Consider the following 25,936-nt stretch of genomic DNA (forward strand, 5'->3'; position numbering starts at 1 on the left):
AATTGGTGATCGTTTTTTGGAAAACAACCGCAAACCTCCAAGCCAAGTTGCATAATACTACTTCATACGTTTTACGTAAAGAGCATTACATTAGTGCTATACAGAAACACCCAACAGGACTTGCTTGATATTTTTACCTTAATATTGTCATTTCGACGTTAGGAGAAATCTCATAATCTTTTGTATTCAAAGAACGTTTTCTTTATTACTGAACAAAGATTCAAAACGAAGTACGCAGTTATTTTGCGTAGCAAAAAAATAATTATAATCCCATTCGTTTTTGATGTTCTTTATCTCGTACCTCTATAGCTCCGAAGGGACTTCCTTTAAAATAGCCGATGTTGACAAATCCGTTTTCTTCTGTTATTAAGGATTCTTTTTTGGTTACGGCTCCAGTATATTTAGAACCATATTGCCCAGTTATTTTTTTCGTTGCCGGATCAACGTCGCCCCATTGTGGTGTTTTACCGTTATAGAGCGGTTCTACAAAATAGATGATTCCGGTAATTCTTGACTTCATCAAAAATCTTCCTGTTTCATCTGTGTTGGTCAAAAAGCGTTTTACAATGTCTGGTCTCATCTTCTTTTGTTTTTAATTAAACTTCTTTTAGTGGAACAGATCCGAATCGAACGAATACCCCTTGTACTTCAAACAAGTGTGCAACACCAAGTACACCACTGTTCCTTTTGTACAGGAAGAGAGAATTGAACGCTCAAAATTCAGATCCTAAATCTGATGCGTCTGCCTGTTCCGCCATTCCTGCAATTTTGTGGAAGTAATAAGATTTGCACTCATTCAGCATAAAAGCACTTGTTTTACAGACAAGCTCGGCTACTCTGACTCCGACGTACTTCCAAATTGTCTGAGAAACAGGATTGTTTACCTAATTTTATTATTTTTTAGGTGTTCATGAATGCTTCGCATTTCGAATCTGCAATCTTCTGTATCCAAAGCAGACAAGCAAGCAATCGTTATCTTCCCAGTTATTTAGGGTGTTTTCGGGAATCGAACCCTGTTCTTTGAATTCACAGTTCAATGCTTTACCAAATAAGCTAAAAACACCATTTGCGGCTTATACGGGAATGGAACCCGTGTTTCCTGAGAGACAGTCAGGTAGGTTAGCCAGTCCCTTAATAAGCCAGTCCCTTTCTAAAGACTCATGTGATCCTGACAGGGGTCGAACCTGTAACCTTTCGCTTCGTAGGCGAATGCTCTATCCTGTTGAGCTACAGAATCTTAATTTTAGGCATAAAAAAAGCACCTCTTTTTGAAGGTGCTCCATAACGATACAATTGTATATAACAATCTATTCCCTATATGGAGGCACCAATTTATAATCACTATAAAACACCGGACGGTAAGATCCTAAAGAAGTATTTTTTGCTTCAATTGCTACAAGTGTTATATGTTGTTTTAAATCTCGTTTCATTTTTATCAGTATAAGCTTCAGGTTATAAAGTATTCGTTGTACGTAATGATCTAACTATTTGTTGTTTCAAATTTCTGAGGCAAAGATAAGGTCAAAAAAAAGTAACTTCCAAATATTTTTTAAAATTATTTCATTGATTATCAATTGTTTATGTTGTTTTTAGGCAATAGGTGTCCGATCCGCTTTCGGCAGATTTTTCTGAAGAATTCAAATGGCTGTCTCTCATTTGATTACCTTTCAAGTTTTATTTCAATTTATGTTTACTGATCATCTGACATTTTTTAATTTTTTTTTCACACTAGGTTTGTTTAAGTGTCATTTTCATACGATTTTTTGTTTTTTTGGTATAAAAAAAAGCGCCCTTTTGACTAAAAGGACGCTTTGAAATAGCTATAGTATTTTAAATCTTGATTTATTTTTTATAGATCTTCACAAAACATCCGGTAGGTTTAGAAGGGAATTTTACCTCTAAACGATAGTTGCTATCACTTGAAATAGCTTGTATATGTAGGTTTTGTGTTCTCATTTCGCAGGCAAAGGTAAGATTTTTGTTAAAAAAAAGCATATAAGTATCAAAAATTTATGCTTTATGACCTGAAAAAGTAATGAAATATTAGTTATACAGCATAAAAAAGTGCTCTGTATAGAGCACTCTCAATTTTTTATCTGTTTACTTTATGACCAATGACCGCTACCACCGCCGGTACCTAAAACAGTTGAAACAGATCCGGATTGGAAATGTCCTAATAAGTTAGAATGCTTGTCAAAAAACAATAAACTAGTATATACAGGAGTACAATTAAATTGAAAACTAACTGTATCCGAATATAATTTATTAATATCGTCAGTATAAACATCTCCGAACAAAGCTCCTCCTCCAGGTGAAGATACTCCTCCTGCATTTCCGTTAAAGGATTTCCCGTTTTTGATGTTGACCTGAAACTTCAGATAAAAGATCATGCTGGCTACACTACCATTTGCTCCGTATGAAGAAGTAGTAGCTGTTAAGCCTTTTTTTACAGATGCTATTGCTGCATCGTCCATTTTTCCTGCTGTTGCCACATGAAAATCATGTGCAATCATTTCTGGGGTTACTTGCTGCATTTCTGCAGTGCCGTTTTTTTCAGACATAACTTAAAATTTAAAATAGACCTACTCTTTTTGCTTTTCGGTTTCCGCATGAAGTAATTCTATAACAATATTACAACAGAAAAAGAACAGGGAACAGAGGAGAAAAGCTTGTTTTGAGATACAGGTATAACTGCCTTATAAACAGGTTGTTTACAGGGGGTTGTGTTTATAGGTTGTAGTCGCGGTTATTTTAAAGTTCGTATTCTTTTTGTCAGGTTTTTATATTTTTCACCTAAGGTCACTTTATGGTTTCCGGCTAAGATAACCAAGTTATCGGCAGGAACGATCTCAATGATCTTCTCTGTATTTACAATATAGTTTCGATGTGTCCGGCAAAAAAGAGTATTGTCCAGCATATCGAGGATCTTGGTTAAAGAGATCAGGATAACGAATTTTTCTTTTTCAGTGATAATGTTGCAGTATTTCTCTTCGACCTCAATATAAATGATATCAGCGATCAATACTTTTTTTAAGGATTTACCTTTTTTAATGAATAAGTATTCGGTACTGATCACTGTGTCTTCTTCTTCACCCAAAAAAACATCGCTCTGAGCGTAGAACTTTTCAATGGCAAGTTCCAGCGCATACAAAAGTTCCAGTTCGTTGAATGGTTTGAGCAGGTAACTGAACGGGTTTGTCAGTTTGGCGCGTTCAAACGTGTGTCGGTCTGTAGAACTGGTCAAAAAGACAAAAGGCTTGGCCGAATTAGGAATAACATTAATCGTTTCGGCAAAGGTAATCCCCTCCGGGATACCGTTTAAGTAAATGTCAATAATAACGATGTCGACTTTGTTGGCATAAAATAAAGCTAAAGCATCTTTATGGTTAGTAGCCAGGCCTACAACATTGTAACCATTCTCCTTTAATACAGTGATTAAGGCTTCACTTTCAGAAGGAGTATCTTCAACAACCAGAATATTTATGTTATCCATCAGACACGGTTTTAGGCAAAGATACAATCATTTTCGTTCCTTTTCCCAATTCACTTTCTATTGTGAATTTTCCTTTGTTCTTTTTGATCATCGATTTGCAAAGTTGCAGCCCTAATCCGCTACCTATTTTGTCATTGTTTTGCTTCTTTATTAATGAGATATCTTCTTTAAGAAGGTTTTCACGGGTGGCGGCATCCATGCCTAAACCGTTGTCTTCGATGATGAGGTCACAGTACATATCGTTTCGACTCCGGGTATAGATGTGAATGTACCCTCTTTCTTTTGAAAATTTAATGGCATTGTCCATCAAGTTCCTCAAAATGATCTTTAACGATTCCTGATCGGCATAGACCATTTCGCTTCGGGCAACATTATTTTCAAACTGAATCTCTTTTTCCTGTAACAGGGATTTGTAATTGAAGCTGATCTGTTCCACTATAAAGAACAAACGCATAGCGGTAATTTCAAAGAATGATTGCTGACTTTGTAATAATGCCCAGTGCAACAGGTTGTCCAGTAAATTATAGGTAGAATTGGCTATAGCGCTGTTCTGATGCAGTAGAAAGTCTAATTCATCCAGATTTTTAGTCTCTAAGTTCTTTAAAAGTTTGCTGTTACTTGTTTTTAAAGCATTGACAGACGAACGCAGATCGTGGCTAACGATAGAGAAAAGCTTGTCTTTAGTAGCATTTAATTCGTCTAATTTTTGCTTCTGAGCCAGTATGATCTTATTTGATTTTATTTTTTCAAGATAAAAATAAACTCCGGTGATCAATAAGACTAAGAGAACAATAGCCGAATACAGAAGCCCGTTCCTTTCAGCAATTTTAATTTTGTTCTCTGCCTGCAAAAGACTCACTTCTTTTTGCTTCTGTTTAACGGCAAATTGTTTTTCCAGTTGGGCAACTTCCCAGATCTTATTTTGGTCGTTCAAAGAATCTTTCCATTTTTCAAACTCTTTTCTGTACTGAAGTGATCGGAGAAAATCTTTTCGGTTTTCTTCCACTATAGCCATATTATAGGCTGTAGTATATTTTAGTCTGAAATCTTTTGTCTTTTGAGCGAGTTCATAGGCTTTTATAAAATAAGGAATTGCCTGATCGTCTTTGTATTGTTCGTAATAAAGATTCGCGATATCGCCGTAGGATCCTATCAGCATAATAGTGTCCTGTTCTTGTTCCTGTAGTTCGGTGCTGTCAAGCAAATAAGACTCGGCATTAGAAAACTGACCTAAATGAAGGTAACAGATCCCCAGATTGTGTTTTATAGTACTGGCTTTAATACCGTAGAGTTCAGGATTGCTTAATGCTTCCAGTTTTTTAAAATAAGGGATGGCTTTTTCCGATTCGTTGTTCTCTAAAGCTAGTTCACCTAAAAGCATGCTTACCCGTTGGTAAAAAAAGAAACGGTTTGTGATATCGGATAATTCTTTTTGACTTTCTTTGAATAGTTTTTTTTCTTTGAAACTGAAGCCTCTGAAAAAGTGACAGTAATCGTTGATCGTTTTGTCTGAGCGGTCAGAATTGAGCTGTCTCATGGAATAGACCAGAGTAGAATCCCATTTCTTTTCTAAAAAGAAAGTATATGTTTTTTTAAAGTAAGGAGCATCAGATAAAGCCTTGCATTTTTTCTCAATCTCTTTTTCAAAGAGCAGATGCAGTTGTTTTTGAGCTTGCCCTTTAGCCAAAGGATGGACAATCAGAAAAAAGAGAATAAAAATCCTGAAAAACGTAAGATTCATTCGCATGCCGGATCAGATTTGGTGCTTTACAAAACGAATCGGCAAGTTAGCTAAATTTTGTGATAAAAAAACAGGCGGTCAAAACGGACCGCCTGTTCAAGCAAAATAAACTCCCTTCTATTATTAAGGTTGTACTGTAGTTAATGTTCCTCTGGATGTTACCGGATCTTTGTCACATACAAATGTTTCTATCAACTCCGGTTGTTTTTCTAATTTGATTTCAAAATTGATCTGAAACCCGTAAAAGGTGTCGGTCTCAACTTCAGGACCATAATAGTAAATATAAAATGCTGGCTGATCCCCTGTAGGATTGTCATATCCGACTGTGATTGAGGAAGGCTCAATGTTCTCTTGTGCAATAAAGATAACGGCACTGACTTGTAACGTGTTTTCTGCGGCAGTATAATAGGCCTGAACTAAAGGAGGAAGTGGTGTTGCCGGTCTTTTGTTTGTAAAAGTAATAACCGATTGCACTTCTTGTTTAGGGACAATTGCCGGTTTGGCTGTAGAAGGGATGATCTTAGTGTCTTCTCCTTTTAGCGCAGTAAAGTTTTGATTTGTTTCCATGGTGTTTTAATTGATTAATACGTAATTTAAAAAATACAAAAAACATTTTTCGTTTAGGTTAAACGAATGCTAAGATAGCTTGTTTTTATTGTTTTATCACTTTTTGGGTCCATGTTCTTTCATCGGAAATAATACGGAACAGATACAAACCTGACGGCAGATCATGCATGTCAATTCTGTTTTGAGTTGCACTCAACTTTTGATCTTTTAATAAACGTCCGTTACTATCGTATACTTCTAATGAAGTGTCAGTAGTTGTTATATGTAACAGATCAACCATAATCTCATTACGGAACGGATTAGGATAAATAGTAACCTCTTTACCGTTAGCAGAGAATGTTTCGGTTCCTAAGGTTACAGTGGCTAATGCGCTATCAGATGGTATTGTACAGATCGCTGTTCCACCGATAAGAACCCTGAATAAATAGCCGTTAACCATTATCATGTTATTTCCGGAAACCGTTAAGGTATTTGTTGTAGAACCGGAAACATCAGGATTGGCAAAGTTATCGTTTAAAGCCATCCATGTACTACCTCCATCTGTGCTGACTTCCCATTGATAAGAAGTTGCGCCGGTCGCTGCAACGGTAAAAGTTAAGCTATCTGTTTCCGTGATAGTCTGATCCTGTGGTTGCGTTGTAACCTGAGGAGCAATTCCTAAAGGAGAGCCTGCCAACCAGTTAGAGGTGGCTCCTGTTAAAGCAAAGTTGACCAAGGTTCCGTTGTTTGCGTTTGCTGTAGCATCAGTTACTGTTGTAACAGTAGTATTATCTGCCTGATCAGAACCCTGATTGAATTTATAGTATGCTAATAAGCCGTTTTCAGTTCCTTGTAGTTCACAGTTCATGAAACCATTTAATTCAGTTTCAGAGCGAAGTGTGTTCCAGATTCTTAAATCGTCTATGGAGCCGGAAAATCCGTACGTTGAATTGGCTACTGCATCCTGAGGAGTTCCGATATATAAACTGCCGGTATTCAAAATAGGACCGCCGGAAGGATGTGTTGAATCTAAAACCCCATTGATGTAAAGACTTACTTCGTTATTTACGGAATCATATGTAGCTGCTACATGAGTAAAAGTTGAAGAAGGAACACTCATAGTACTGGAATAAGTCGTTGAACCGAATCTTAAGACCAGTTTGTCACTTGAAAGAATCCAGAATGAGTATCCGTTATTGCTTGCCCAGTTATCTTTTCCGATAATACAATCATCAGTACCGGAGATCGCTCTGTAAATATAAGCTTCAAGAGTAAAATCATTATTGGCAAAATCAAAGATAGGATTTGCTCCTATAGCTATATAATCATCAGCACCATCAAAATTCAGATGAGTAGCGGGAGATAATACATTTACCACTAATTCCGTTCTTTCACTCTCACAACCGTTGGCATTAGTGGAAGAGACCCAATAAGAAGTAGTTCCTAGAGTTGAAGTATCCGGTATCGGAGCAGTAGCACTTCCTGTTCCTCCTGTTTCACTTGTATACCATAATAATCCGGTTCCTCCTGTTGTAGCAGTTAAAGCTGTAGCTGTAGTGTTTTGATTATAGACCACAGGCGTTGCAACTGTAGGAGCAACAGGAACTGTAGATCCGGTTGTTACCACAGAACCTGCTAACCAATTTGAAGTTGAACCTGTTAAAGCAAAATTAGTCAATGTTCCGTCATATCCATTTGAAGTGGCATCCGTTAGAGTAGTAACACTTGTATTGTTTGCCTGATCTATTCCTTGATTGAATTGGTAATAAGCTACTAAGCCTGATTCTGTTCCTTGTAATTCACAGTTCATAGAGCCATTAATTTGTTCAACTGTTCTTGCAGTAGTCCAAACACGAACTTCATCAATATTTCCTGTGAAAAGCTCTGAACCACTAATTCTATTACCAATGTTAAATTGATTTGAAGTGGTTGGTAAACTTACAGAAGCAGCTTGAGAAGCGATTAAAGTTCCATTTGCATAAACATACATATTTGCTCCATCATAAACTGCAGCAATATGAGTCCATGTATTTAAGGGAACACTAAAAGGAGAATTTAAAAAAGTACCATTTAAAACAAATTGAATGTTGTTGTTATTTCTTACACGTAATAATACTTTATGATAAGCTCCATCATAATCTGTAATAATATTATTCCACCCATTTAAAACTGATGGATTAATCCATGCTTCAAATGTTAAAGCAGTTGCTCCATTTAAAGCAGTAGAAATTGAAGTTCCTAAGTTTACATAATCATTAACTCCGTCAAAATTTAAGTGAGTAGCTGGCGTTGGCACACTAACATAGGTTTTAAACCATAGATCATACGAACTGAAAGAAGAGCCGCTGCCATAATATAATGTTCCGCCGGTAAAAATATCTCCTGAAGGTGCCAGCATGTTAACACTTCCGGTGATCCCTTCAAATTTTAAGGTATAGGTATTGCCGGCTGTGATATTGATCGTATTGGTGACTGAAATAACATATTCTCCGTCTCCGGGATAGCTTGAAAGCGTAAAGTCCTGAGTACCTTCTACAACTCCTCCGTATCCGTCGCCGTTAATGATTGATAATCGGAAATCACCGGCTGCAAAATTGTAGCTGCCTAAGTATACATTTACCTGAGCTAAAGTTCCTGTTAAGCCGGCAACAAATGACTGACCTACAGTTTGTCCGGAATTGTTTACCTGAAAACCTCCGCCTCCGGAGCCGGCAGGTGCATTGGATTGATCCAGTGTTTGTGCATTACTAACCAGTTGAAAAAAGGTTAGGATTAATAAAAGAAAGTAGTTTTTTTGCTTCATAATTCTACTGATTTTAAAATGATAAACGGTTAATAAATATTTCTTAATCGGGTGATTTCTAAAGAAAATCACGTATACAAATGTAGAAGAGGGCAGAGGGAAATTCTGAAAAAATGGAATGAAAGCAGGTTTTTTGGGGTATGAAACCGTATTTTTTCTGAACGGAAATGTAAGGCTGTTTAAATCAGGAGTTAGTTGTGCGGATAAAAACTTACAAATGCTGTTTGTTGCCGTATTGGTGGATAAAAAAAGAGTACTCATTCCTTTTTAAAGAATTGCAATTGAGTAGTGTAGTAGTTTTGGGATATGAATTTTGAAGTGAAACAAAATTTTTCGAATGGAGACCGGAAACCATTTTAAAACGGGGCGTAACCGAAAAGCCAGATGAGTAGGAACCAAAAACATCAATTATGAAAAAATATTTTTTAGCTCTTGCAGCCTGTTCGTTGTTCAGCTGTTTCAACACTACTCTAAAAGCGCAAACGGTAACACTTTCCGATGCTAATGTGGTTACTTGTAATTCAGTTAATGCTGTTTATGTCAGCGGAACATTAAGCGGACGAAAAGGAGTGCCGATAACGGCTTATTCGGTTTACCTGATCTACGGACCGAAGAACGAAACAGTTCAGATTGATACGGTTCAGTCAACCGGCGGTCAGTTCAGTTACATCGGATTAGTTCCGGACGGTACAACGATCACGGCACCTTATCAGGTTAAGGTAACTACGAACCGTGAGGTGAGTAGTACAGTCGCGGCTTCATCTTGTGAATAGTTTCAGTGTAATGTATAGACCTTGTTAAGTAATTTAATTCGCGAAACCTGTCCGGAATGTTGGTTAACTTTCATCGGGCAGGTTTTTTTCTATGGAAATACAAGCATGGCTTAACTCCGGTAAAGCAACATAAGTCTCTCTTTTAAAAAGTGCTTTCCGAAATTGACGTGCTTCTTTCATGGTCTGATAAAGGAATTAATCGTGATCTTTATTTATAAAACGATTTTTTAATCACGTTATTGTGATTGTTTTGTAGTACAATAAAAATAAATCACAAATTGTTTGAATTGTACCTAGTATTTACTGCTTGGAATAGCTTTGAAAAGGATTAGGTTTTGGGATTTAAGGTTTTGGATAGTCATTGAATTAATTTTAATCAAATTTACAAATAAGTATAAAAATGATTACTTTTGTATCAAGGATGAGTCAATTTGATTACATAAAGGATATTGCTAAGTACGGTCTGGAAAATGATCAGGAAAAGTTATTGACTGTTTTGAACGAGTTGATTGAACATTCTAAAAACACTAGAAAGTTAAACTTTGCGATTCAATTACAATCTATTTTAAAGGATTCTATTCGTTTACAAAAACACAATAGTTTAACTAAAGTAGGTAGTGACCAATATTTTAATCGATTAGAAGACAAAGAAGTTTCAGATTTAATTCTGGAAAAAATAACTTCCGATTATACTTTGTCTAACATTGTGATTGAAGATAAAGTAAAACAAGAACTTGAGTTTTTTATTGAGGAACACCATAAACTTGAATTACTTCAACAATTTAACTTACCTGTTTCCAATAAATTGTTGTTACATGGACCATCTGGTTGTGGAAAAACATTAGCTTCTTATGTTATTGCCGGTGAATTAAAGAAAATGATGATTGTTCTTAATCTAGGAGCTATCGTATCTTCTAAACTTGGTGAAACAAGTAAAAACTTATCTAAGATATTTAAAAAAGCTGCTTTGGAAGATTGTATTATTTTCCTTGATGAATTTGATAGTATAGGTAAGATTAGAGATTATAGTCAAGACCATGGCGAAATGAAACGTGTTGTAAATACTATTTTACAATTATTTGACTATTTACCACAAAGTAGTATTGTTATAGCTGCTACCAATCAAAAAGACATGTTAGATGATGCCTTGTTGAGACGTTTTGATAACATTATTACTTTTAGTTTACCAACAGAAAAAGAAATCAAGGAGCTTATCAATCTTACTCTTAAAGATGGAAAGTTTGCCTTTAAGAATAAAAGTGAAGTAAACAAAATTATTAAGGATTGTAGAGGCTTATCTTACTATAGCATTCAAAAGACTTTGATTAATGCTATAAAAAAATCATTGTTTGCTTCTGTTGGACAATCAAAAAGCTTAGTTACTTACATTGATACTACTATTTGGAAAAATTTAATATCAATTGAAAAAGATTCATTAAACATCTAATGAATCTATTTCAATTGTAGTATCTGCATCTAAATCTCCAATTACCTCAAGATTATTAATAAGCTGTATTTCATCATATAGTAATCCTGTTTGATTTCTTGTTGTTTCTTCAATATTAATTACTAATGAAAAAGAAAAATCTTTTGGATAACCTGCTGGTAATTCTCCAATAATTTGGTCTGTAACTAAACAATGAACTGCCAATTTGAATGTATTTTCTTCATTGGCTAAATCATTAACGTTTACATTTAGTTCTAATTTTTGAGTATTTGAGTAAGGAATTGGCTTTGTTTTGAATCTACCATTTTGAGACCACGTTAAACCTGCTTTAAGATTGGAATTGACTTCCCCTTTTGGCTTAATAATATCTTCTGCTTCGTGATTTTTAAAAATTGAAAACGCTATATGAATTGGATTATATGATAATTGATTGTTTTTTATAGGTAAAAAGCTAAAGCATAGCGTTGCTGTAACTTTTACTATGCCTCTTTGTTTTCCTAAATCAGTTTGAGTTAAATATTGCGGAAAATTAATTGGATAAACTTTTAAATCATCATCACTAATACTATCTTCTAATATTAAAGTTGCTGAATTTTCATTTGAAAAAACACTTTTAAAATTATCAATGTAGCCATGCCCTGCTACACGATTCCTTAGTTTAGAAACTGAGGTATCAAAAGGAATCTTATTCAATGAGGCTGAATTAATTATTAAAGCTTTTATTGTTTGTGGATATAATTCTGGATATTGCTTTTGTATTTTAGCAGCTAAGTTGGCTATTAATGGAGTAGAAAAACTGGTTCCTACATCTTTAAACAATCCGATTTCTGGTCTCGCTGAAATTAAATCAATCATTGCGTCATCCATATAATCCAAACTTGTTGCATTATAATAGCCTAAATCACCACCACTTTCAATTACATCCGGTTTGAAATAATTTTTATTGGTCTTGTTTCTTGAAAAAATTAAGCTTAAATCTATATTTCCTTTTCTTGAAAATAAGGTTGGAAATTCTCTACCATCTGCAATCCCGCAAAATGGTCTATTAGCAATATTATCTGCTGCTGCTCCTACAGTCAAATTATTCATACTATCGGCAGGGGTACATATATTAGTTTTTTCAGAATGAAAGTAACTTAAGTCATAAGAACTATTATCGTTAATAGCATCATTATTATTAGCCGTACAAATAAATATTAAACTATCTGTTTCATGAGCAAACTTATCTAACAGAAAAGTGTAGTCTGAGAAGGTTTCGTTTACTGTCTTGTGTCTATCATAACATGTGGTTAATGTAAATAATTTTATTTTAGGATATTTTGCTTTAACATCATAAAGCATCTTTACTAAATCAATTTCAGAAATATATCCAGTTGCGCCATTAGATATCTTTATTGATAATGCTTTAGCATCAGCAATGACATCTTCGTTAAATTGGTTAAGATGATTGATTTTACCTAAAGTAGCCAAACCTGCAACCGGTGTACCGTGACCATTTCTTTGAAAATTTGCCGTATCAATAAAAGGGTCTCCATTAAGTGAAAAACTTCTATCATTAATTAACAATGGTGCAATTGCTGAAGTTGAGCTAATTCCAGTATCAATGATTCCAATAATTGGCAAATCTTCATCTGCATTCACAATATTGATACCTTGTTCTCGCGTTACAGTATTAAATTCTCCAGGACGAACTGTTGTAAAAGCTGAATTTGTAGCACTTTCAATAATATCGAAGTTTTCAATTATTTCTTGTAGTATTTCAGGCGTTGGATTGTTTAATTCTAATCTATCATTAGGTTCGTCAAATTTGAACACTACATCTTTCTCTTGTAAATAAGCAAATAAACTTTCTAAAATAACCGTTTTTAATTCTTCATGTAAAGGTAAATCTATTAAAGATAAATATACCAATCCTTGCGCTTGATCTAAACGGAATTTTACAATTTCTCTTATTTGCAATAATTTGAATGAGGCTAAGTACAATACATACTTTTCATATTCCAAATCCTCTATATGATTTAATTCTCTTTGAATGAATTTATACACTTCATTCATAAAAACTTGAAACTTTTTATGATCTATAATTGTAAATAATCCTTTTTTACCAAAATCGTAAAATGCAATGGCTTCTAAGCCAAAATCATTGTAATATTTTTTAAAAAAATCACTAATTACAAATTGCCCTTGAAAAGTAAATAATACGTGGTCTATGTAATGAGGAACACTTAAACTTTTATTTCGTCTTTCATTTTTTATTTCAGAGTGTCTATAGAATCTTTCTCTATCTATTCTTAGCGTTTGTGCCACTTTGTAATAATTTTTTGGTTCTTCCTCTTCTTCTTCATTTTCTGGAGCAAAACCATATTTGAATTTCATTGGAATAACCTTTTCCAATTGTTGTTCTGAAAGAAGTCTTAAGTGTTTTTTGTTTGGCATATTTCAAATCATTTTATTAAATCCCTAAAAACCCCATCCAATTCCTCACTCACTTTCCTCCCACTTCTTAACCCGGCAGCATTTTCTTTATTAAACAGTACCGTTTCCTGTAAAAAACTCTTTATCAGTTCTTCTTTCGGGTGTAAATAGCTTTCGTCTTGGTTGGCTTTTATATTTAATAACTCTTTTATTTTTTCTTGTATATTTTGCGGTGCTATGGGCAATAATTCCATGAAATCTACCGGTGGAAAGGTGTTGCGTTCTATGATCCATTTTCCAGCTAAAGCAGTACGCAAGGCATAAAAATAACTTTTCAGTTTTACTTCTTCTTGCGCACAAACGGCCATAAAATTCTTTGTCGTTCCCAAATAATGGTGCAAACACGCTACAGGCGAAAAACAATCTGTTGCTAAGGTTCGTACTTGGTTCATAAACGCTTCATTTTCATAATACACCACAGGCGAATAGATCCATTCCAACAAAGGTGCATTGGATTTGGCTAATAATTTTAGGGTTTTCCGTAAATCCCAGCCGCTACCGTCTAAATCGTCTTCGGTCATAAATTCAATGACATCGGTTTGTTCCCACAACGACAAATAATAATCCAAATCGTGCTTGTAGATAAAACGGATATCATAATCGCTATCCGGTGAGGCAAATCCCCACGCTCTACTCCCCGATTCTACAGCGTATAGTATTTCAACTCCTTTTTGAAGTTCTATTTCTTTTAGTTTGTTTTGTATTATTTTGTTCATAAACGGTACTTTTCAAATGTAATAAAAAAACTGTTTAGCTATAAATTTCTGTAAGAATTACATAAATTAAAAATCTCCATAAAAAACCTGAAAGCAAGGCAATCCTAATTCTTTTCGCCACATATCTACTACTTGGTTACGATCGTCCAACACAAATTCTATAAAGTAATTGTCTTGTATGTATTGCTTATAAACTTCCGTTTTAATGATGGCGTCTTTTCTATAATCTTTGGATTTTCGCATCAACAACTGGTCAAATGCAATAGCATGTTTTTCCAAAAACAATAAAGTTTGAGGTTTAAACTGCTCTTCTCGTCCCGAAACCAAAAGTATTTGATAGCCTAACTTTTTATAGTTTCGCAATAAGTTACCAACAGGCTCATTCAACACATCATGCTCACATCTTCCGGCGTCAAAAGGATTTCTGCCATTCATCAAAGCTAATGTGCCATCTAAATCACAGATTATAGCTTTGGGTAATGTTCTATTTTGATTTGTATAAATCGGTTCGTCTTTCACTATTCTCTTTTTCATATTCATTCATTTTAATATTGCAAAGGTTTTACAGTACTACGCAATTATTTTACGCAACATGAAAAGAATTGTATTTTTGGGAAAAGAATAATTATGAATCTTCAGGTACTATTCGCAGAATTAACTTTAAAAATCGGCTTTACCCAACAAGAAATCAACACTTTATGGTTAGCTTTAGAGAAAGCGTACACGGGAAAGTCAAGATACTATCATAATTTGACGCATTTGCAGGAAATGATCACAGCTTACCAAGAATACCAATCGTATTTACAACATCCTGACGAAGTGTTGTTCGCTATTTTTTATCATGATTTTGTCTATAAAACCACTCGTAAGGACAATGAATTGCAAAGTGCGGAGTATGCCGTTTCTCTATTGCAACCGCAGCACAACCTCAACCAAACACTGGTTTTTGATATGATTGTTGCTACACAACATCACCAACATAACGAAGAAGAGGATATTAACTGGCTGATTGATTTCGATCTGAAAATACTGTCGAAAAGTTGGGAAGATTATCAAGTGTATTGCGGTCAAATTCGAAAAGAATATAAAATGTATCCTGATATTTTGTATAAACCGGGACGCAAAAAAGCTTTGGAACATTTTCTGGAGCATGAATTCATTTACCAAACGGAAACTTTCCGAAATCGATACGAACAACAAGCGAGAACAAACATTCAAAAAGAAATTAATCTATTGTAAACATGGCTCAAAATAAAAACGCATTGATTCGCTATAAAACCATTGACAAATGTTTGCAGAACCAATACCGTCAATGGACATTGGAGGATTTGATCGAGGCTTGTAATGAGGCTCTATACGAATATGAGGGCAAACAAAATCCGGTGAGTAAACGTACCGTACAATTGGATATCCAGATGATGCGTAGCGAGAAACTGGGCTATAACGCTCCTATTGAAGTGTATGATAAAAAATTCTACCGCTATGCTAATGAAGAATATACGATAACCGATATTCCGTTGACGGAAACGGATATCAATGTGTTGACGGAAACGGTTTCGATGTTGAAACAGTTTAAGGATTTTTCGCTTTTTGCAGATGTTTCGGATATTTTGCAACGTTTGGAGGATAAAATCTATGCGGAAAAGTCCGATAGTAAGCCGATAATTCATCTGGAAAAGAATGAGAAACTGAAAGGTTTACATTTTTTAGATACGATCTATCAGGCAATTGTTAAAAAGGGGGTTTTGGTGATCACCTATAAGTCTTTCAAATCAAGAGAAGAAAGAACATTTCGCTTTTATCCGTTAGTGCTGAAAGAATACAACAACCGTTGGTTCCTGATAGGGAAGCGGACCATGAAGCAACCGGTGGTCAATTTAGCTTTGGACAGGATCATAGCGATCGATTATGATTTTCAGGCCGAGTTCATCCAAGTCGATTTTGATGCGGAAGCTTTTTACAGGAACGTAATCGGGGTTACGGTCAATACGGGATTACAACCTAAGGCGATCCGCTTGTGGATTGACGCATATAATGCGCCTTATGTGTTGACTAAACCTTTGCACCATACACAGCGGGTATTACAGCAAAATGAAGATGGCAGCATTATTGTTAACCTGTTCCTGATCGAGAATTATGAATTAGAACGAGTACTGTTGGGCTTCGGGGATGGGGTAGAGGTACTGAAACCGGAACGCTTGCGAAAGATCATCCGTCAGAAACTGGAAAGTGCTTTGAAGCGTTATGAAGACGAAAATCCGTTGCCGGAGAAATAAAAAAAGAGGCTGTTTCAAAAGTATTTTGTTATCAATCTGAACTGGTTTCAGATTCTACAAATTGAATATCGGTCTTTTTAGATTCTGAAATACTTAAAATGACAGATATTTTACTTTTGAAACAGCCTCTCGGGTATTTGAATTAACGGATTAAATTAACCTTTAGGATCTTCTTTTTTCTTTTCAATTGGTTTTTTGTCTTCTCTTGGAGGACGAGGTAAAAGTACTTTTCTTGAAACTTTAGGTTTTTTCGTTTTCGGATCCAAACCTAAATATTTAACTTCCAGTTCATCACCTTCTTTTAAGATATCGCTAACTTTTTCAACGCGTTTCCAGTCCAGCTCAGATACGTGAAGTAAACTGTCTTTTCCCGGAACGAATTCAACGACAGCACCGAAATCTAAGATCTTAGTAACTTTTACTTTGTAGATCTCTCCTTCAACAGGAGCAAAGATCTGATTCTGGATCGATTTTATTGCTTTATCCATTCCGTCCTGATCAGTACCTAAGATCTCAATGATACCGAAATCTCCTTCTTCGTTAATAACGATAGTGGTTTTAGTGTCGGCTTGTAATGCCTGAATGTTTTTACCACCCGGACCGATAACCGCACCGATATAGTCTTTCGGAATATCAAATTTGATGATTTTAGGAGCTTTAGGCTTAACCGTAGTGTTAGGTTGTGCAAGAGTATCAGTGATCTTACCTAAGATATGCATACGTCCGTCCTTAGCCTGAGCTAAAGCTTGCTCCATAATGTCATATCGCAATCCTTCGATCTTAATATCCATCTGACATGCCGTGATACCGTCAGCAGTTCCTGTTACTTTAAAGTCCATGTCTCCTAAGTGATCTTCATCTCCTAAGATATCAGACAATACGGCAAATTTATCACCGTCAGTAATTAAGCCCATAGCAATACCTGAAACCGGTTTTGCGATCTGTACTCCGGCATCCATTAAAGCTAATGTTCCGGAACAAACCGTTGCCATTGACGAGGAACCATTTGATTCCAATACTTCAGAAACCACACGGATCGTATAAGGACAATCAGCAGGGATCATGTTCTTAAGAGCACGTTGTGCTAAATTTCCGTGACCTACTTCTCTACGGGAAGTTCCTCTCAAAGGTTTTGCTTCACCGGTTGAGAACGGAGGGAAATTATAATGTAAATAGAATTTTTCTTCACCTTGTTCAGATGGCAGGTCAATAACATTAGCTTCTCTTGAAGTACCTAATGTTACAGTAGCTAAAGCCTGAGTTTCTCCACGTGTAAAGATTGCCGAACCGTGTGCAGAAGGCAAATAATCTACTTCACACCAGATCGGGCGTATCTCAGTAGTTTTTCTTCCGTCTAAACGAATTCCTTTTTCAAGGATCACATTACGTACGGCTTCTTTCTGAACTTTGTAGTTGTATTTAGCAACTAATTCTGCTAAGTTTTCGTTTTCGGCGTATTCTTCTTCCGTATACAAAACAACAACTTCTTCTTTTACAGCAGCAAATTTTTCACCGCGTTCTTGTTTTGAAGAGGCTTCCTGAGCAATCGCATAATATTTGTCATAAGCAGCTGCTTTCACTTTTGCTTTTACAGCTTCATCTTCCGCTTCGCCTTCATACTCTCTGTAAGCAGGAGTACCTATCGCTGCTCTTAATTTTTCCTGAGCTTCGATCTGACCTTTGATCGCTTCGTGTGCAAATTTGATCGCTTCGATCATTTCGGCTTCAGAGATCTCTTTCATTTCGCCTTCTACCATACATACAGAATCTTTAGAAGCACCGATCATCATATCGATGTCTGATTGCTCTAATTCTTCGCGATTAGGATTAATGATCAATTGACCGTTAACTCTACCTACACGAACTTCTGAAATAAGATTGTAGAAAGGAATGTCTGAAACAGCTAATGCGGCAGATGCGGCTAAACCGGCTAAAGCATCCGGCATCACATTTTCGTCATGAGACATCAATTGGATCATAACTTGTGTTTCGGCATGGTAATCATCCGGAAATAACGGACGTAATACACGGTCTACTAAACGCATGGTTAGGATCTCCTGGTCGCTTGGACGTGCTTCTCTTTTGAAGAAACCGCCTGGGAAACGACCTGCTGCGGCAAATTTTTCTCTGTAGTCTACAGTCAACGGGAGAAAATCTACTCCCGGATTGGCCGTACGGGCAGAAACTGCAGTTGCAAGTAGCATGGCATCGCCCATACGAACCACGACAGAACCGTCTGCTTGTTTGGCTAGTTTACCTGTTTCGATAGTGATGGTTCTTCCATCACCCAAATCGATAATTTCTTGGGTTACTTTAGGAATCATAAATTGTAATTCTTAATTAAACAAAGGGTTTAGTTGTGTTGTTGCGTGTTGTTGTTAGTTGTTTGAAACCCAATGAAAAACCAAACTTTTTTCTGTCTTTATTTGTAAACAAAAAGGGGCGCAGAGCCCCTTATGTTGATTATTTTCTGATTTTTAATTCTTTGATAATCTCACGATATCTGTTGATATCTTTTTTCTTTAAGTAGTCTAAAAGACTTCTTCTTTTACCTACTAATTTTACTAGCGAACGCTCAGTGTTGTAATCGTGACGATTTTTCTTTAAGTGTTCTGTTAAGTGGTTGATTCTGAAAGTGAATAAAGCGATTTGCCCTTCAGCAGAACCTGTGTTTTCAGCTTTTCCTCCGTGTTTTGCGAAGATATCAGCTTTTACTTCTTTAGTTAAATACATGCCAATATTAGTTAATGATTTTTATGTACAATTGAGATGATCTCAATTCGGGTGCAAAGATAAACTTATTTTTCTATAAAACAAATACTTACTCAAATAATTGGGCAACTTGTTCATTTACAAATTCTAAGAATCTTTCGTCCTGATCCGTAAAAGGATCAATAACGTGAGAATCAATGTCTATTTGTCCGATGTTAACGCCGTTTACAAAAAGAGGTACTACAATTTCAGACTTTACCGTTAGGCTACAAGCTATATAGTTGTCTTGTGCTTTAACATCAGGAACTACAAAATTCCGGTTCGATTCGGCAACTTGTCCGCAGATCCCTTTTCCGAACGGGATTACAGTATGATCGGTAGGAGCGCCCACATAAGGACCTAAGTGCAATGTTTTAGTCTCTTGTTGTGCAAAGTAAAAACCGACCCAATTGTAGTAAGGAATAGTATCGTGTAAGTACTGACAAATTTTCAATAGTTTTTTATCCTTGTTTCCTTCTTCGGCAATGATCTTTGTTATTTCCGGTTTTAAAGTTTCAAAATCCATGTAAACAATTTTTTTGCAAAATTATTTATAATGAAGTAAGGAAAATATATATTTTTGTTAAAAAAATCGGTGAAGACACTTTTAGTCCAATACAAACCCTTCTTTCTTTTTTTAATCAGGTTTTTAGTTTTTTACTTTGTCTGTACCTTCGTGTACAAAATGTATCTTAATCAATATAATCCGGATTTGAATGAAGTAGATGGTATTTCTCAGGTCGTTGCAGAACAAACAGGTCATGTTTTGAACCTATTCGGGCATAATGCCGAAATTGTGAAACATGAAAACGAACCTTCTGTAAAAATACTATATAAAGGTGCCTATGTTTCCAGGATTATAGAAGGGTGTAATGCAATAAGTATAATTATTTTATTCGCTGCATTTGTTTTTGCTTTTTCAAGTGGTTTCAAACGTACTTTTTTGTTTATTGTTTCAGGGGCCGTATTAATTTATATACTCAATATAATCAGAATAGTACTTTTGACGTTAGCCTTGTATTATAAACCCGAATATGAACGCATATTGCACGGAACTGTTTTTCCGTTGTTTATTTACGGAGCGGTTTTTCTGTTATGGGTGTTTTGGGTGACAAAAGTTTCGGGGTATGCCAAAAGAAATATTACTGAGTAAGAAAAATATAGCAGGTATTACAGGTCTTCTTTTACTCTTAGTAGGAGTAAGGGTGTTTGAAGATGCCCTTTTCTATGATCCATTCATTAACTTCTTTAAAACCGAATTTCAGCATCAGCGTTTACCTGATTTTGATGCGGTGCAGTTGTTTTTAGGGCTGTTGTTCCGCTATTCAGTAAACACTGTCCTTTCTTTAGGTATCCTGTGTCTTTTGTTCAGGCAAAAACAAATCCTTGTGGTTTCTTTCTGGATGTATGTTTTATTTTTTATTTTGTTGAGTATAGCTTTCTTCTGGCTTCTTCGATATGATCCGGATTATATGATGTTGTTTTACGTAAGAAGGTTTTTGATCCAACCTTTATTTCTTGTTTTGTTCATTCCGGCGTTTTATTATCAGAAATTTGCAAAATAATTTGTACATTAGGATTTCTATTCGCACGTAATGAAAATCAAAAAATATTCCGGAGAGGAAGTCCAGTTTGATCAGGAAAAACTGATCCGTTCCTTAATGGCATCCGGAACAACCAGAGAGATAGCTTTAGAAGTGATCAACGAGATCACGCCTAAATTGTATGAGGGCATTTCGTCCCGAAAAATTTTCAGATTGGCCTTTCAACGATTAAAGAACAGATCAAAAGCTACTGCAGCCCGTTACAATTTAAAATCGGGTATAAAGGCATTGGGACCCGCAGGGTTTTATTTTGAAAAGTTCATTGCCCGTATATTCGAATTAGAAGGATATCAGGCACGAACCAATGTTTTTGTGGAAGGTAGTTGTATTTCGCATGAATTGGATGTGGTGATAAAGAATGGCAACCATGTAGCTATGGCGGAATGTAAATTCCATAGCAATCAGGAGATAAAGACCGATGTTAAGGTGCCGATGTATATTTTGTCGAGATTCAATGATGTGAACCAAAAGAGGTATGATTTTTTTTCGGGAGGAAGTGATATGATCTCAAAATGCTGGTTGGTAACTAATAATAAGTTCACAACAGATGCACTCGACTTTGCAAATTGTGTCGGTTTGTTCTTAATGAGTTGGGATTATCCGGAAGGGGAAAGCCTTCGGGACAGGATCAATAAATTTAATGTATACCCTATAACATGTTTGACTACATTGACGATGGCGGAAAAAGAGATCCTGCTCATGCAGGATGTGTTGACGGTGTATGATCTGATGCATTTCGGGAAGGCTTTTTCTGTTTTGAAGTTAAGCCAAAGCCGAATGAAAAATGTCAAACAAGAATGTACTCAACTTTTAAACCGTTAGCAGATGAAGATTCATTTTTTAGGCGGAGCCGGATCGGTTACCGGATCCAAAACAGTATTGGAAACAGAGGAGCTCAATGTATTAATTGATTGTGGTTTGTTTCAGGGATTGAAGAATCTAAGGGAGCTCAATTGGGAGCCTTTGCCTTTTTTGCCGGAAACTATTGATTGTGTTATTTTAACACATGGACATTTAGATCATTGTGGTTGGTTACCACTATTAGTCAGACAAGGGTTTAAAGGAAAGATCTATTGTACATTACCTACAAAAGGAATTACGAAACTGATTTTGTGGGATAGTGCCAAGATTCAGGAAGAAGAAGCTGAAAAGGCGAATAAGGAACATTATTCAAAGCATGATCCCGCTAAACCGCTTTATACGGTAGAAGAGGCCGAAAAGGTATTTCCTATGCTAAAGGTTGTAGATCCGAATGAAGAAGTTTACTTGTCAGATTCCGTATATTTTGAATTTTTCTATGCATCACACATTTTAGGAGCTTGTTCAGTTTCTCTGACTGCTGAAGGGAAAACATTTGTCTTTTCCGGGGATATAGGACAAGACGATGATGTGCTGCTATTTCCGCCTGTAAAACCTAAAAAGGCTGATTATGTTTTTCTGGAAAGCACTTACGGAAATCGTTTGCATCCTAAAACAGATCCTATGTTTGACCTGGAACTGATTATCAATAATACGTATCATAAGAAAGGAAATATTGTTATTCCGAGTTTTGCGGTAGAACGGGTACAAACAATGATGTATTTGCTCTGGCAATTGAAAAAACAAGGAAGAATTCCTGATATTCCGTACATTATTGATACTCCGATGGGGATTGACGTATTGCAACTGTTCATTGATAATAGAAAATGGCACAAACTGAATCAGGAAGAATGTGTGGAAATGTGCAGGATGTTTACATTGATCTCTGATTACAAAGATACGATTGAAACAATATATGATGATCGTTCTAAAGTGGTTATTGCTGCCAGCGGAATGGTTACCGGCGGCAGAGTGTTGTCTTATCTGGAACGTTATATAAAAAGACCGGAAACTACAGTTGCTTTAGTGGGGTATCAGGCAGAGGGAACCAGAGGCCGAAAATTACTGGAAGGAGCTAAGGAAATAAAAATGTATGGTAAATATTATCCGGTTGAGGCAACAGTTCTTTCTGTTGAAGGTTTGTCGGCTCATGGAGATCAAGCGGATCTGTTGAATTGGCTTTCTGATCTGGAAGAAAAACCGGAAACGCTTTTTTTGGTTCATGGCGAAAATGAAGCTGCTGATGAATTAAGGGTAAAAGTAGAAGAGCATTATGGTTTTCATGTAGTTGTTCCGAGTAGAGGGCAAGTGATTGAAATTTGATTTTTTGTGAAGTAGCAATAAAAAAATAAGTACTTTTGCCGGATGAGGCTAAAAAAAGTAATAAGTGCAGTTTTATTGTTTCTGATCCTGTTCTCTAATTTAGGGTTAGCTGTAAATGTACATTATTGCCATAATAAAATGGCTTCGGTCTCTTTGGGGTATCAGGTTGAAGAAGCTTGTGTGATAGAGGAAAAAGACTGTTGTGCAGCTCAAAAAGATCATGAAGACTGTTGTTCAGATTCAGTTGTAAAAGCAGAGAAGGAAACAGCTACTGTTTTAGCCCGGTCTCATCAATCGGAATTATCGTTTTTTGTTCTTTCAACTGTTTGTATTCCCGATTTTTTCTCTGTTGCAGAAACGATTGTTCAACAAAAGTGGTTCTGTTTTTACTGTGATTCCCATGCACCACCACTTTATAAGTTGTATTGTCAATACCTTTTTTATGTCTGAGTTTTAATGTTATTCGTTTTTAAAAATTCTTAACTAACATTAAAACATGATTCTTTATGTACAAAAATATCTTGTTTTTGTTACTGCTTATCTCAGTATCCGGTTGGTCACAGACTGAAATTAAAGGAAAAGTAGTAGACGAAAATAACCAACCCCTTTTAGGAGCCAATGTATTTTGGTTTAATACGTCGGTAGGTGTTACTACTGATACAGAAGGGAGCTTTACGCTTAAAAGAGTAAGTGAAACACAAGATCTGGTAGTGAGCTATATCGGGTTTCAAACTCAAAAAGTTGCGGTTACAACTGACTTTGTAACTGTCGTTTTAAAAGAAATGACCAATTTAGAGGAAGTAACGGTTTCCAAAATTAAAAAGACAACAGAACATTCATATCTTCAAGCAGTCAATATGCAAACTATGGGGCATAAGGAACTGCTGAAAGCGGCTTGTTGTAATTTGTCGGAGAGTTTTAGCACTAATCCGTCAATCGATGTTAATTTTTCTGATGCAGTAACCGGAAACAGACAGATCAGGATGTTGGGATTAACCAGTCCGTATATTGTAATAGCGGAAGAAAATATACCTTCTGTTCGTGGTGCATCACAGGCGTACGGATTGTCTTTTATTCCGGGAACCTGGGTGGAAAGTATCCAGATTACCAAAGGAGCGGGTAGTGTTAGTAATGGTTATGAAAGTATTTCCGGTCAGATTAATTATGAACTGCTTAAACCTGCAACCGATATTCCTTTTTTCTTAAATGCCTATGGAGCAATGGGCGGACGCTTTGAATTGAATACTCATTTCAATCAAAAGTATTCAGAAAAGTTAAGTTCCAGTTTGTTTATTCATGGTAATACCCGCCAAATCAAAAATGATAAAAATAATGACGGATTTTTAGACAACCCGATTGGGAAACAGATTAATATTTTAAATCGGTGGCAATTCCACGATACTGAAAAAGGATGGGTTAGTTTTCTGAATGTTCGTTATATGAAAGATGAAAAACAAGCCGGTCAGCTCACATTTGATCCGGATATTGACAGATTAACGGTTAGTGCATGGGGAAGTGAGGTAAATACTGAAAAAATAGAGATAGCTAACAAAACAGGTTATGTTTTTAAAGAGATGCCGTATCAAAGTTTTGGTTTTCAGAATTCATTTCAATCCCATAAACAAGATTCTTATTTTGGTTTAAACAGATATAATATTCATCAGCAAAGTTATTATTCTAATCTATTGTTCAGTTCCATTATAAACAATACTAAAAATAAGTTTACTACCGGAGTTAATTTTACGTATGATGCTTATAAAGAGGGTGTAGCTGTTAATTTTACTGAAGATTTTTCCAGAATTGACAATTCAGCGGGAGTATTCTTTGAATATACATTCGATAATTTAGATAATTTCAGCGCAGTTGCCGGAATTCGGGTCGATAATCACAATCGGTTGGGGACTTTCATAACACCGCGTTTGCACATCCGTTATAACCCATGGAAAGATGCAGTAATAAGAGTTTCTGCAGGAAGAGGTAAAAGAGCAGCTAATATTTTTGCAGAGAACCAACAACTTTTTGCTTCTTCAAGAGCTTTCGGTATTTTAAACGCCAATGGTAAATTATATGGTTTAGATCCTGAAATTGCATGGAACTATGGTTTAAGCATTATCCAGTCCTTTACCTTTTTAGGTATGGATTCTGAACTGGTTGTGGATTACTACCGGACTGATTTTGAAAATCAGGTCGTGGTAGATGTGGATTATAGTCCGCAATACGTTCTGTTTCATAATTTAGAAGGAAAAAGCTTTGCTAATTCTTTTCAGGCGGAATGGAGTGTAACTCCGTTCACTCATTTCAATATTAAAATGGCCTATAAATATTATGATGTACAAAGTCAATATCTGACAGGACAAAAACAAAAGCCACTACAAGCCAAGCATCGTTTTTTTGCTAATGTAGCTTATGAGACGCATATTAAGGAAAAAGGAAAACAGTGGAAGTTCGATGTGACCTATAACTGGCTTGGAGAGCAACGTTTGCCTGCTACAGTATCTAATCCGCAAGAATATCGTTTAGGAGTGTATGCTCCGGATTTTGCAGTTATAAATGCTCAGATTACCCGAACTTTTTCAAGTACTTTTGAAATGTATGTGGGAGGTGAAAATATTGGAAATTACAAACAAAATAATGCCATAGTGGCGGCAAATGATCCTTTTGGGTCATATTTTGACAGCAGTATGATCTACGGGCCTGTTTTCGGGCAAATGTATTATGCAGGATTGCGATTTAAAATTAAATAAATTTCAAAATTATAGTAGGTATGAAAAAAGTAATGTTAGTATTCTTTTTAAGTTTTTTGGCATCTACAGGAATGATGGGGCAAGAAAAGAAAAGTAAGAATAAACAAGTTGAATTTAAAGTTAACGGGAATTGTGAAATGTGTAAAAAACGTATAGAAAAGGCTGCTTTTTCTGTTAAAGGAGTAAAAAGTGCACAGTGGCATGTTGATCATCACGATATTCATCTGATCATTGATGAAAATAAATGTTCAGTTGAAGAAGTACAACAAGCAATTGCTAAAGCCGGTCACGATACTGAAAACTTTAAAGCTAGTAATGAAGATTATGAGCGTTTGCATTCTTGTTGCCAATACGAACGATTATAAAAAAATAAAACCGATTAGATT

25 protein-coding genes and 5 tRNA genes are annotated in these 25,936 nt (G+C 35.8%); 12 read left to right on the forward strand and 18 right to left on the reverse strand.

Translation table 11 applies throughout. The features are described 5' to 3' along the window. Positions 1-262: 262 nt before the first annotated feature. From NHF50_RS09635 to NHF50_RS09685, 12 genes are all read right to left on the reverse strand, one after another. Complete coding sequence (locus NHF50_RS09635; protein WP_109569483.1) at positions 263-580, reverse strand: hypothetical protein; 318 nt, start codon at positions 578-580, stop codon at positions 263-265. Positions 581-611: 31 nt separating this feature from the next. Then, positions 612-685: transfer RNA gene (locus tag NHF50_RS09640), tRNA-Phe, on the reverse strand. A gap of 5 nt (positions 686-690) precedes the next feature. After that, a tRNA-Leu gene (locus NHF50_RS09645) sits at positions 691-764 on the reverse strand. A 228-nt stretch (positions 765-992) separates the two neighbouring features. Continuing rightward, positions 993-1,063: transfer RNA gene (locus tag NHF50_RS09650), tRNA-His, on the reverse strand. 6 nt (positions 1,064-1,069) lie between these two features. Next, positions 1,070-1,141: transfer RNA gene (locus NHF50_RS09655), tRNA-Asp, on the reverse strand. Positions 1,142-1,163: 22 nt separating this feature from the next. Then, positions 1,164-1,237: transfer RNA gene (locus NHF50_RS09660), tRNA-Arg, on the reverse strand. Between the two features lie 70 nt (positions 1,238-1,307). After that, positions 1,308-1,430, reverse strand: coding sequence for a hypothetical protein (locus tag NHF50_RS15755; RefSeq protein ID WP_256476014.1), 123 nt, complete (start codon positions 1,428-1,430; stop codon positions 1,308-1,310). A gap of 675 nt (positions 1,431-2,105) precedes the next feature. After that, positions 2,106-2,561: a VapA/VapB family virulence-associated protein gene (locus tag NHF50_RS09665; RefSeq protein WP_245896343.1), complete on the reverse strand. Its 456-nt coding sequence runs from the start codon at positions 2,559-2,561 to the stop codon at positions 2,106-2,108. 185 nt (positions 2,562-2,746) lie between these two features. After that, complete coding sequence (locus NHF50_RS09670; protein ID WP_252776080.1) at positions 2,747-3,493, reverse strand: LytTR family DNA-binding domain-containing protein; 747 nt, start codon at positions 3,491-3,493, stop codon at positions 2,747-2,749. Continuing rightward, complete coding sequence (locus tag NHF50_RS09675; RefSeq protein ID WP_252776081.1) at positions 3,486-5,240, reverse strand: ATP-binding protein; 1,755 nt, start codon at positions 5,238-5,240, stop codon at positions 3,486-3,488. Before NHF50_RS09675 ends, NHF50_RS09670 begins: the two co-directional genes overlap by 8 nt. Positions 5,241-5,357: 117 nt before the next feature. Next, positions 5,358-5,801: a hypothetical protein gene (locus tag NHF50_RS09680; RefSeq protein ID WP_109569485.1), complete on the reverse strand. Its 444-nt coding sequence runs from the start codon at positions 5,799-5,801 to the stop codon at positions 5,358-5,360. 85 nt (positions 5,802-5,886) lie between these two features. Beyond that, positions 5,887-8,583 (reverse strand): LamG-like jellyroll fold domain-containing protein, encoded by a 2,697-nt coding sequence (locus tag NHF50_RS09685; RefSeq protein ID WP_252776084.1) that lies wholly within the window; start codon positions 8,581-8,583, stop codon positions 5,887-5,889. 118 nt (positions 8,584-8,701) lie between these two features. On the opposite strand from NHF50_RS09685, the gene NHF50_RS09690 reads away from it, so the two are divergent. From NHF50_RS09690 to NHF50_RS09700, 3 genes are all read left to right on the forward strand, one after another. Next, entirely contained in the window at positions 8,702-8,854 is a 153-nt protein-coding gene (locus NHF50_RS09690; RefSeq protein WP_170108195.1) for a hypothetical protein, read from the forward strand. Positions 8,855-8,993: 139 nt separating this feature from the next. Continuing rightward, complete coding sequence (locus NHF50_RS09695) at positions 8,994-9,356, forward strand: hypothetical protein (RefSeq protein ID WP_146193431.1); 363 nt, start codon at positions 8,994-8,996, stop codon at positions 9,354-9,356. Between the two features lie 400 nt (positions 9,357-9,756). Further along, positions 9,757-10,803, forward strand: coding sequence for an AAA family ATPase (locus tag NHF50_RS09700; protein WP_252776086.1), 1,047 nt, complete (start codon positions 9,757-9,759; stop codon positions 10,801-10,803). Here the strand turns inward: NHF50_RS09700 and NHF50_RS09705 are convergent. From NHF50_RS09705 to NHF50_RS09715, 3 genes are all read right to left on the reverse strand, one after another. Next, the gene (locus NHF50_RS09705; protein ID WP_252776088.1) at positions 10,792-13,239 is read right to left on the reverse strand and encodes a S8 family serine peptidase; all 2,448 of its coding nucleotides are present in this window, start codon (positions 13,237-13,239) and stop codon (positions 10,792-10,794) included. The genes NHF50_RS09700 and NHF50_RS09705 overlap by 12 nt on opposite strands. Positions 13,240-13,247: 8 nt before the next feature. After that, on the reverse strand, positions 13,248-13,994 hold the full coding sequence (locus NHF50_RS09710) for a nucleotidyltransferase domain-containing protein (protein WP_252776089.1): 747 nt from the start codon (positions 13,992-13,994) through the stop codon (positions 13,248-13,250). Between the two features lie 66 nt (positions 13,995-14,060). After that, positions 14,061-14,528, reverse strand: a complete 468-nt coding sequence (locus tag NHF50_RS09715) for a hypothetical protein (protein ID WP_252776091.1) — start codon at positions 14,526-14,528, stop codon at positions 14,061-14,063. A 93-nt stretch (positions 14,529-14,621) separates the two neighbouring features. Between NHF50_RS09715 and NHF50_RS09720 the strand changes: the two genes are divergently transcribed. Both NHF50_RS09720 and NHF50_RS09725 read left to right on the forward strand, forming a co-directional pair. Beyond that, positions 14,622-15,233: a hypothetical protein gene (locus NHF50_RS09720; protein WP_252776092.1), complete on the forward strand. Its 612-nt coding sequence runs from the start codon at positions 14,622-14,624 to the stop codon at positions 15,231-15,233. Positions 15,234-15,235: 2 nt separating this feature from the next. Then, complete coding sequence (locus NHF50_RS09725) at positions 15,236-16,270, forward strand: YafY family protein (protein WP_252776094.1); 1,035 nt, start codon at positions 15,236-15,238, stop codon at positions 16,268-16,270. A 155-nt stretch (positions 16,271-16,425) separates the two neighbouring features. Here NHF50_RS09725 and NHF50_RS09730 read toward each other — a convergent pair whose 3' ends face one another. The 3 genes from NHF50_RS09730 to NHF50_RS09740 all read right to left on the reverse strand — a co-directional run bounded on the left by NHF50_RS09730 (position 16,426) and on the right by NHF50_RS09740 (position 19,547). Further along, entirely contained in the window at positions 16,426-18,594 is a 2,169-nt protein-coding gene (locus NHF50_RS09730; RefSeq protein WP_109569497.1) for a polyribonucleotide nucleotidyltransferase, read from the reverse strand. A 139-nt stretch (positions 18,595-18,733) separates the two neighbouring features. Continuing rightward, the gene (gene rpsO, locus NHF50_RS09735; protein WP_109569498.1) at positions 18,734-19,003 is read right to left on the reverse strand and encodes a 30S ribosomal protein S15; all 270 of its coding nucleotides are present in this window, start codon (positions 19,001-19,003) and stop codon (positions 18,734-18,736) included. An 88-nt stretch (positions 19,004-19,091) separates the two neighbouring features. Next, positions 19,092-19,547, reverse strand: a complete 456-nt coding sequence (locus NHF50_RS09740) for a GAF domain-containing protein (RefSeq protein WP_252776096.1) — start codon at positions 19,545-19,547, stop codon at positions 19,092-19,094. 69 nt (positions 19,548-19,616) lie between these two features. On the opposite strand from NHF50_RS09740, the gene xrtF reads away from it, so the two are divergent. Genes xrtF through NHF50_RS09775 form a run of 7 tightly spaced genes read left to right on the forward strand, consistent with a single transcriptional unit; the run spans position 19,617 to position 25,915 of the window. Next, positions 19,617-20,174 (forward strand): exosortase family protein XrtF, encoded by a 558-nt coding sequence (gene xrtF / locus NHF50_RS09745; RefSeq protein ID WP_252776098.1) that lies wholly within the window; start codon positions 19,617-19,619, stop codon positions 20,172-20,174. Further along, the gene (locus NHF50_RS09750) at positions 20,149-20,586 is read left to right on the forward strand and encodes an exosortase F system-associated protein (protein WP_109569500.1); all 438 of its coding nucleotides are present in this window, start codon (positions 20,149-20,151) and stop codon (positions 20,584-20,586) included. Before xrtF ends, NHF50_RS09750 begins: the two co-directional genes overlap by 26 nt. Before the next feature lie 30 nt (positions 20,587-20,616). After that, a complete protein-coding gene (locus tag NHF50_RS09755; protein ID WP_252776100.1) occupies positions 20,617-21,447 on the forward strand; it encodes an ATP cone domain-containing protein in 831 nt (276 codons plus the stop codon). Between the two features lie 3 nt (positions 21,448-21,450). Next, positions 21,451-22,806, forward strand: a complete 1,356-nt coding sequence (locus NHF50_RS09760) for an MBL fold metallo-hydrolase RNA specificity domain-containing protein (RefSeq protein ID WP_252776102.1) — start codon at positions 21,451-21,453, stop codon at positions 22,804-22,806. A 42-nt stretch (positions 22,807-22,848) separates the two neighbouring features. Further along, a complete protein-coding gene (locus NHF50_RS09765; protein ID WP_252776105.1) occupies positions 22,849-23,256 on the forward strand; it encodes a hypothetical protein in 408 nt (135 codons plus the stop codon). A 56-nt stretch (positions 23,257-23,312) separates the two neighbouring features. Further along, positions 23,313-25,550 (forward strand): TonB-dependent receptor, encoded by a 2,238-nt coding sequence (locus NHF50_RS09770; protein ID WP_252776108.1) that lies wholly within the window; start codon positions 23,313-23,315, stop codon positions 25,548-25,550. A gap of 20 nt (positions 25,551-25,570) precedes the next feature. Beyond that, positions 25,571-25,915, forward strand: a complete 345-nt coding sequence (locus tag NHF50_RS09775; RefSeq protein ID WP_109569505.1) for a heavy-metal-associated domain-containing protein — start codon at positions 25,571-25,573, stop codon at positions 25,913-25,915. The last annotated feature ends 21 nt before the right edge of the window (positions 25,916-25,936 follow it).

It is taken from the genome of Flavobacterium sp. NRK F10 (assembly GCF_024054235.1).
Taxonomy (GTDB): domain Bacteria; phylum Bacteroidota; class Bacteroidia; order Flavobacteriales; family Flavobacteriaceae; genus Flavobacterium; species Flavobacterium sediminis.

Excerpts from the sequence above, each read along its gene's own strand:
- rpsO (WP_109569498.1), bottom strand. The coding sequence starts at position 19,003 with ATGTATTTAACTAAAGAAGTAAAAGCTGATATCTTCGCAAAACACGGA.
- NHF50_RS09740 (WP_252776096.1), bottom strand. The coding sequence starts at position 19,547 with ATGGATTTTGAAACTTTAAAACCGGAAATAACAAAGATCATTGCCGAA.
- NHF50_RS09635 (WP_109569483.1), bottom strand. The coding sequence starts at position 580 with ATGAGACCAGACATTGTAAAACGCTTTTTGACCAACACAGATGAAACA.
- NHF50_RS09750 (WP_109569500.1), top strand. The coding sequence starts at position 20,149 with ATGCCAAAAGAAATATTACTGAGTAAGAAAAATATAGCAGGTATTACA.
- NHF50_RS09680 (WP_109569485.1), bottom strand. The coding sequence starts at position 5,801 with ATGGAAACAAATCAAAACTTTACTGCGCTAAAAGGAGAAGACACTAAG.
- NHF50_RS09700 (WP_252776086.1), top strand. The coding sequence starts at position 9,757 with ATGATTACTTTTGTATCAAGGATGAGTCAATTTGATTACATAAAGGAT.
- NHF50_RS09710 (WP_252776089.1), bottom strand. The coding sequence starts at position 13,994 with ATGAACAAAATAATACAAAACAAACTAAAAGAAATAGAACTTCAAAAA.
- NHF50_RS09755 (WP_252776100.1), top strand. The coding sequence starts at position 20,617 with ATGAAAATCAAAAAATATTCCGGAGAGGAAGTCCAGTTTGATCAGGAA.
- NHF50_RS15755 (WP_256476014.1), bottom strand. The coding sequence starts at position 1,430 with ATGAAACGAGATTTAAAACAACATATAACACTTGTAGCAATTGAAGCA.
- NHF50_RS09685 (WP_252776084.1), bottom strand. The coding sequence starts at position 8,583 with ATGAAGCAAAAAAACTACTTTCTTTTATTAATCCTAACCTTTTTTCAA.
- NHF50_RS09725 (WP_252776094.1), top strand. The coding sequence starts at position 15,236 with ATGGCTCAAAATAAAAACGCATTGATTCGCTATAAAACCATTGACAAA.
- NHF50_RS09715 (WP_252776091.1), bottom strand. The coding sequence starts at position 14,528 with ATGAAAAAGAGAATAGTGAAAGACGAACCGATTTATACAAATCAAAAT.
- NHF50_RS09665 (WP_245896343.1), bottom strand. The coding sequence starts at position 2,561 with ATGTCTGAAAAAAACGGCACTGCAGAAATGCAGCAAGTAACCCCAGAA.
- NHF50_RS09720 (WP_252776092.1), top strand. The coding sequence starts at position 14,622 with ATGAATCTTCAGGTACTATTCGCAGAATTAACTTTAAAAATCGGCTTT.
- NHF50_RS09675 (WP_252776081.1), bottom strand. The coding sequence starts at position 5,240 with ATGCGAATGAATCTTACGTTTTTCAGGATTTTTATTCTCTTTTTTCTG.
- NHF50_RS09705 (WP_252776088.1), bottom strand. The coding sequence starts at position 13,239 with ATGCCAAACAAAAAACACTTAAGACTTCTTTCAGAACAACAATTGGAA.
- NHF50_RS09695 (WP_146193431.1), top strand. The coding sequence starts at position 8,994 with ATGAAAAAATATTTTTTAGCTCTTGCAGCCTGTTCGTTGTTCAGCTGT.
- NHF50_RS09775 (WP_109569505.1), top strand. The coding sequence starts at position 25,571 with ATGAAAAAAGTAATGTTAGTATTCTTTTTAAGTTTTTTGGCATCTACA.
- NHF50_RS09670 (WP_252776080.1), bottom strand. The coding sequence starts at position 3,493 with ATGGATAACATAAATATTCTGGTTGTTGAAGATACTCCTTCTGAAAGT.
- NHF50_RS09765 (WP_252776105.1), top strand. The coding sequence starts at position 22,849 with ATGAGGCTAAAAAAAGTAATAAGTGCAGTTTTATTGTTTCTGATCCTG.
- NHF50_RS09690 (WP_170108195.1), top strand. The coding sequence starts at position 8,702 with ATGAAAGCAGGTTTTTTGGGGTATGAAACCGTATTTTTTCTGAACGGA.
- NHF50_RS09760 (WP_252776102.1), top strand. The coding sequence starts at position 21,451 with ATGAAGATTCATTTTTTAGGCGGAGCCGGATCGGTTACCGGATCCAAA.
- NHF50_RS09770 (WP_252776108.1), top strand. The coding sequence starts at position 23,313 with ATGTACAAAAATATCTTGTTTTTGTTACTGCTTATCTCAGTATCCGGT.
- NHF50_RS09730 (WP_109569497.1), bottom strand. The coding sequence starts at position 18,594 with ATGATTCCTAAAGTAACCCAAGAAATTATCGATTTGGGTGATGGAAGA.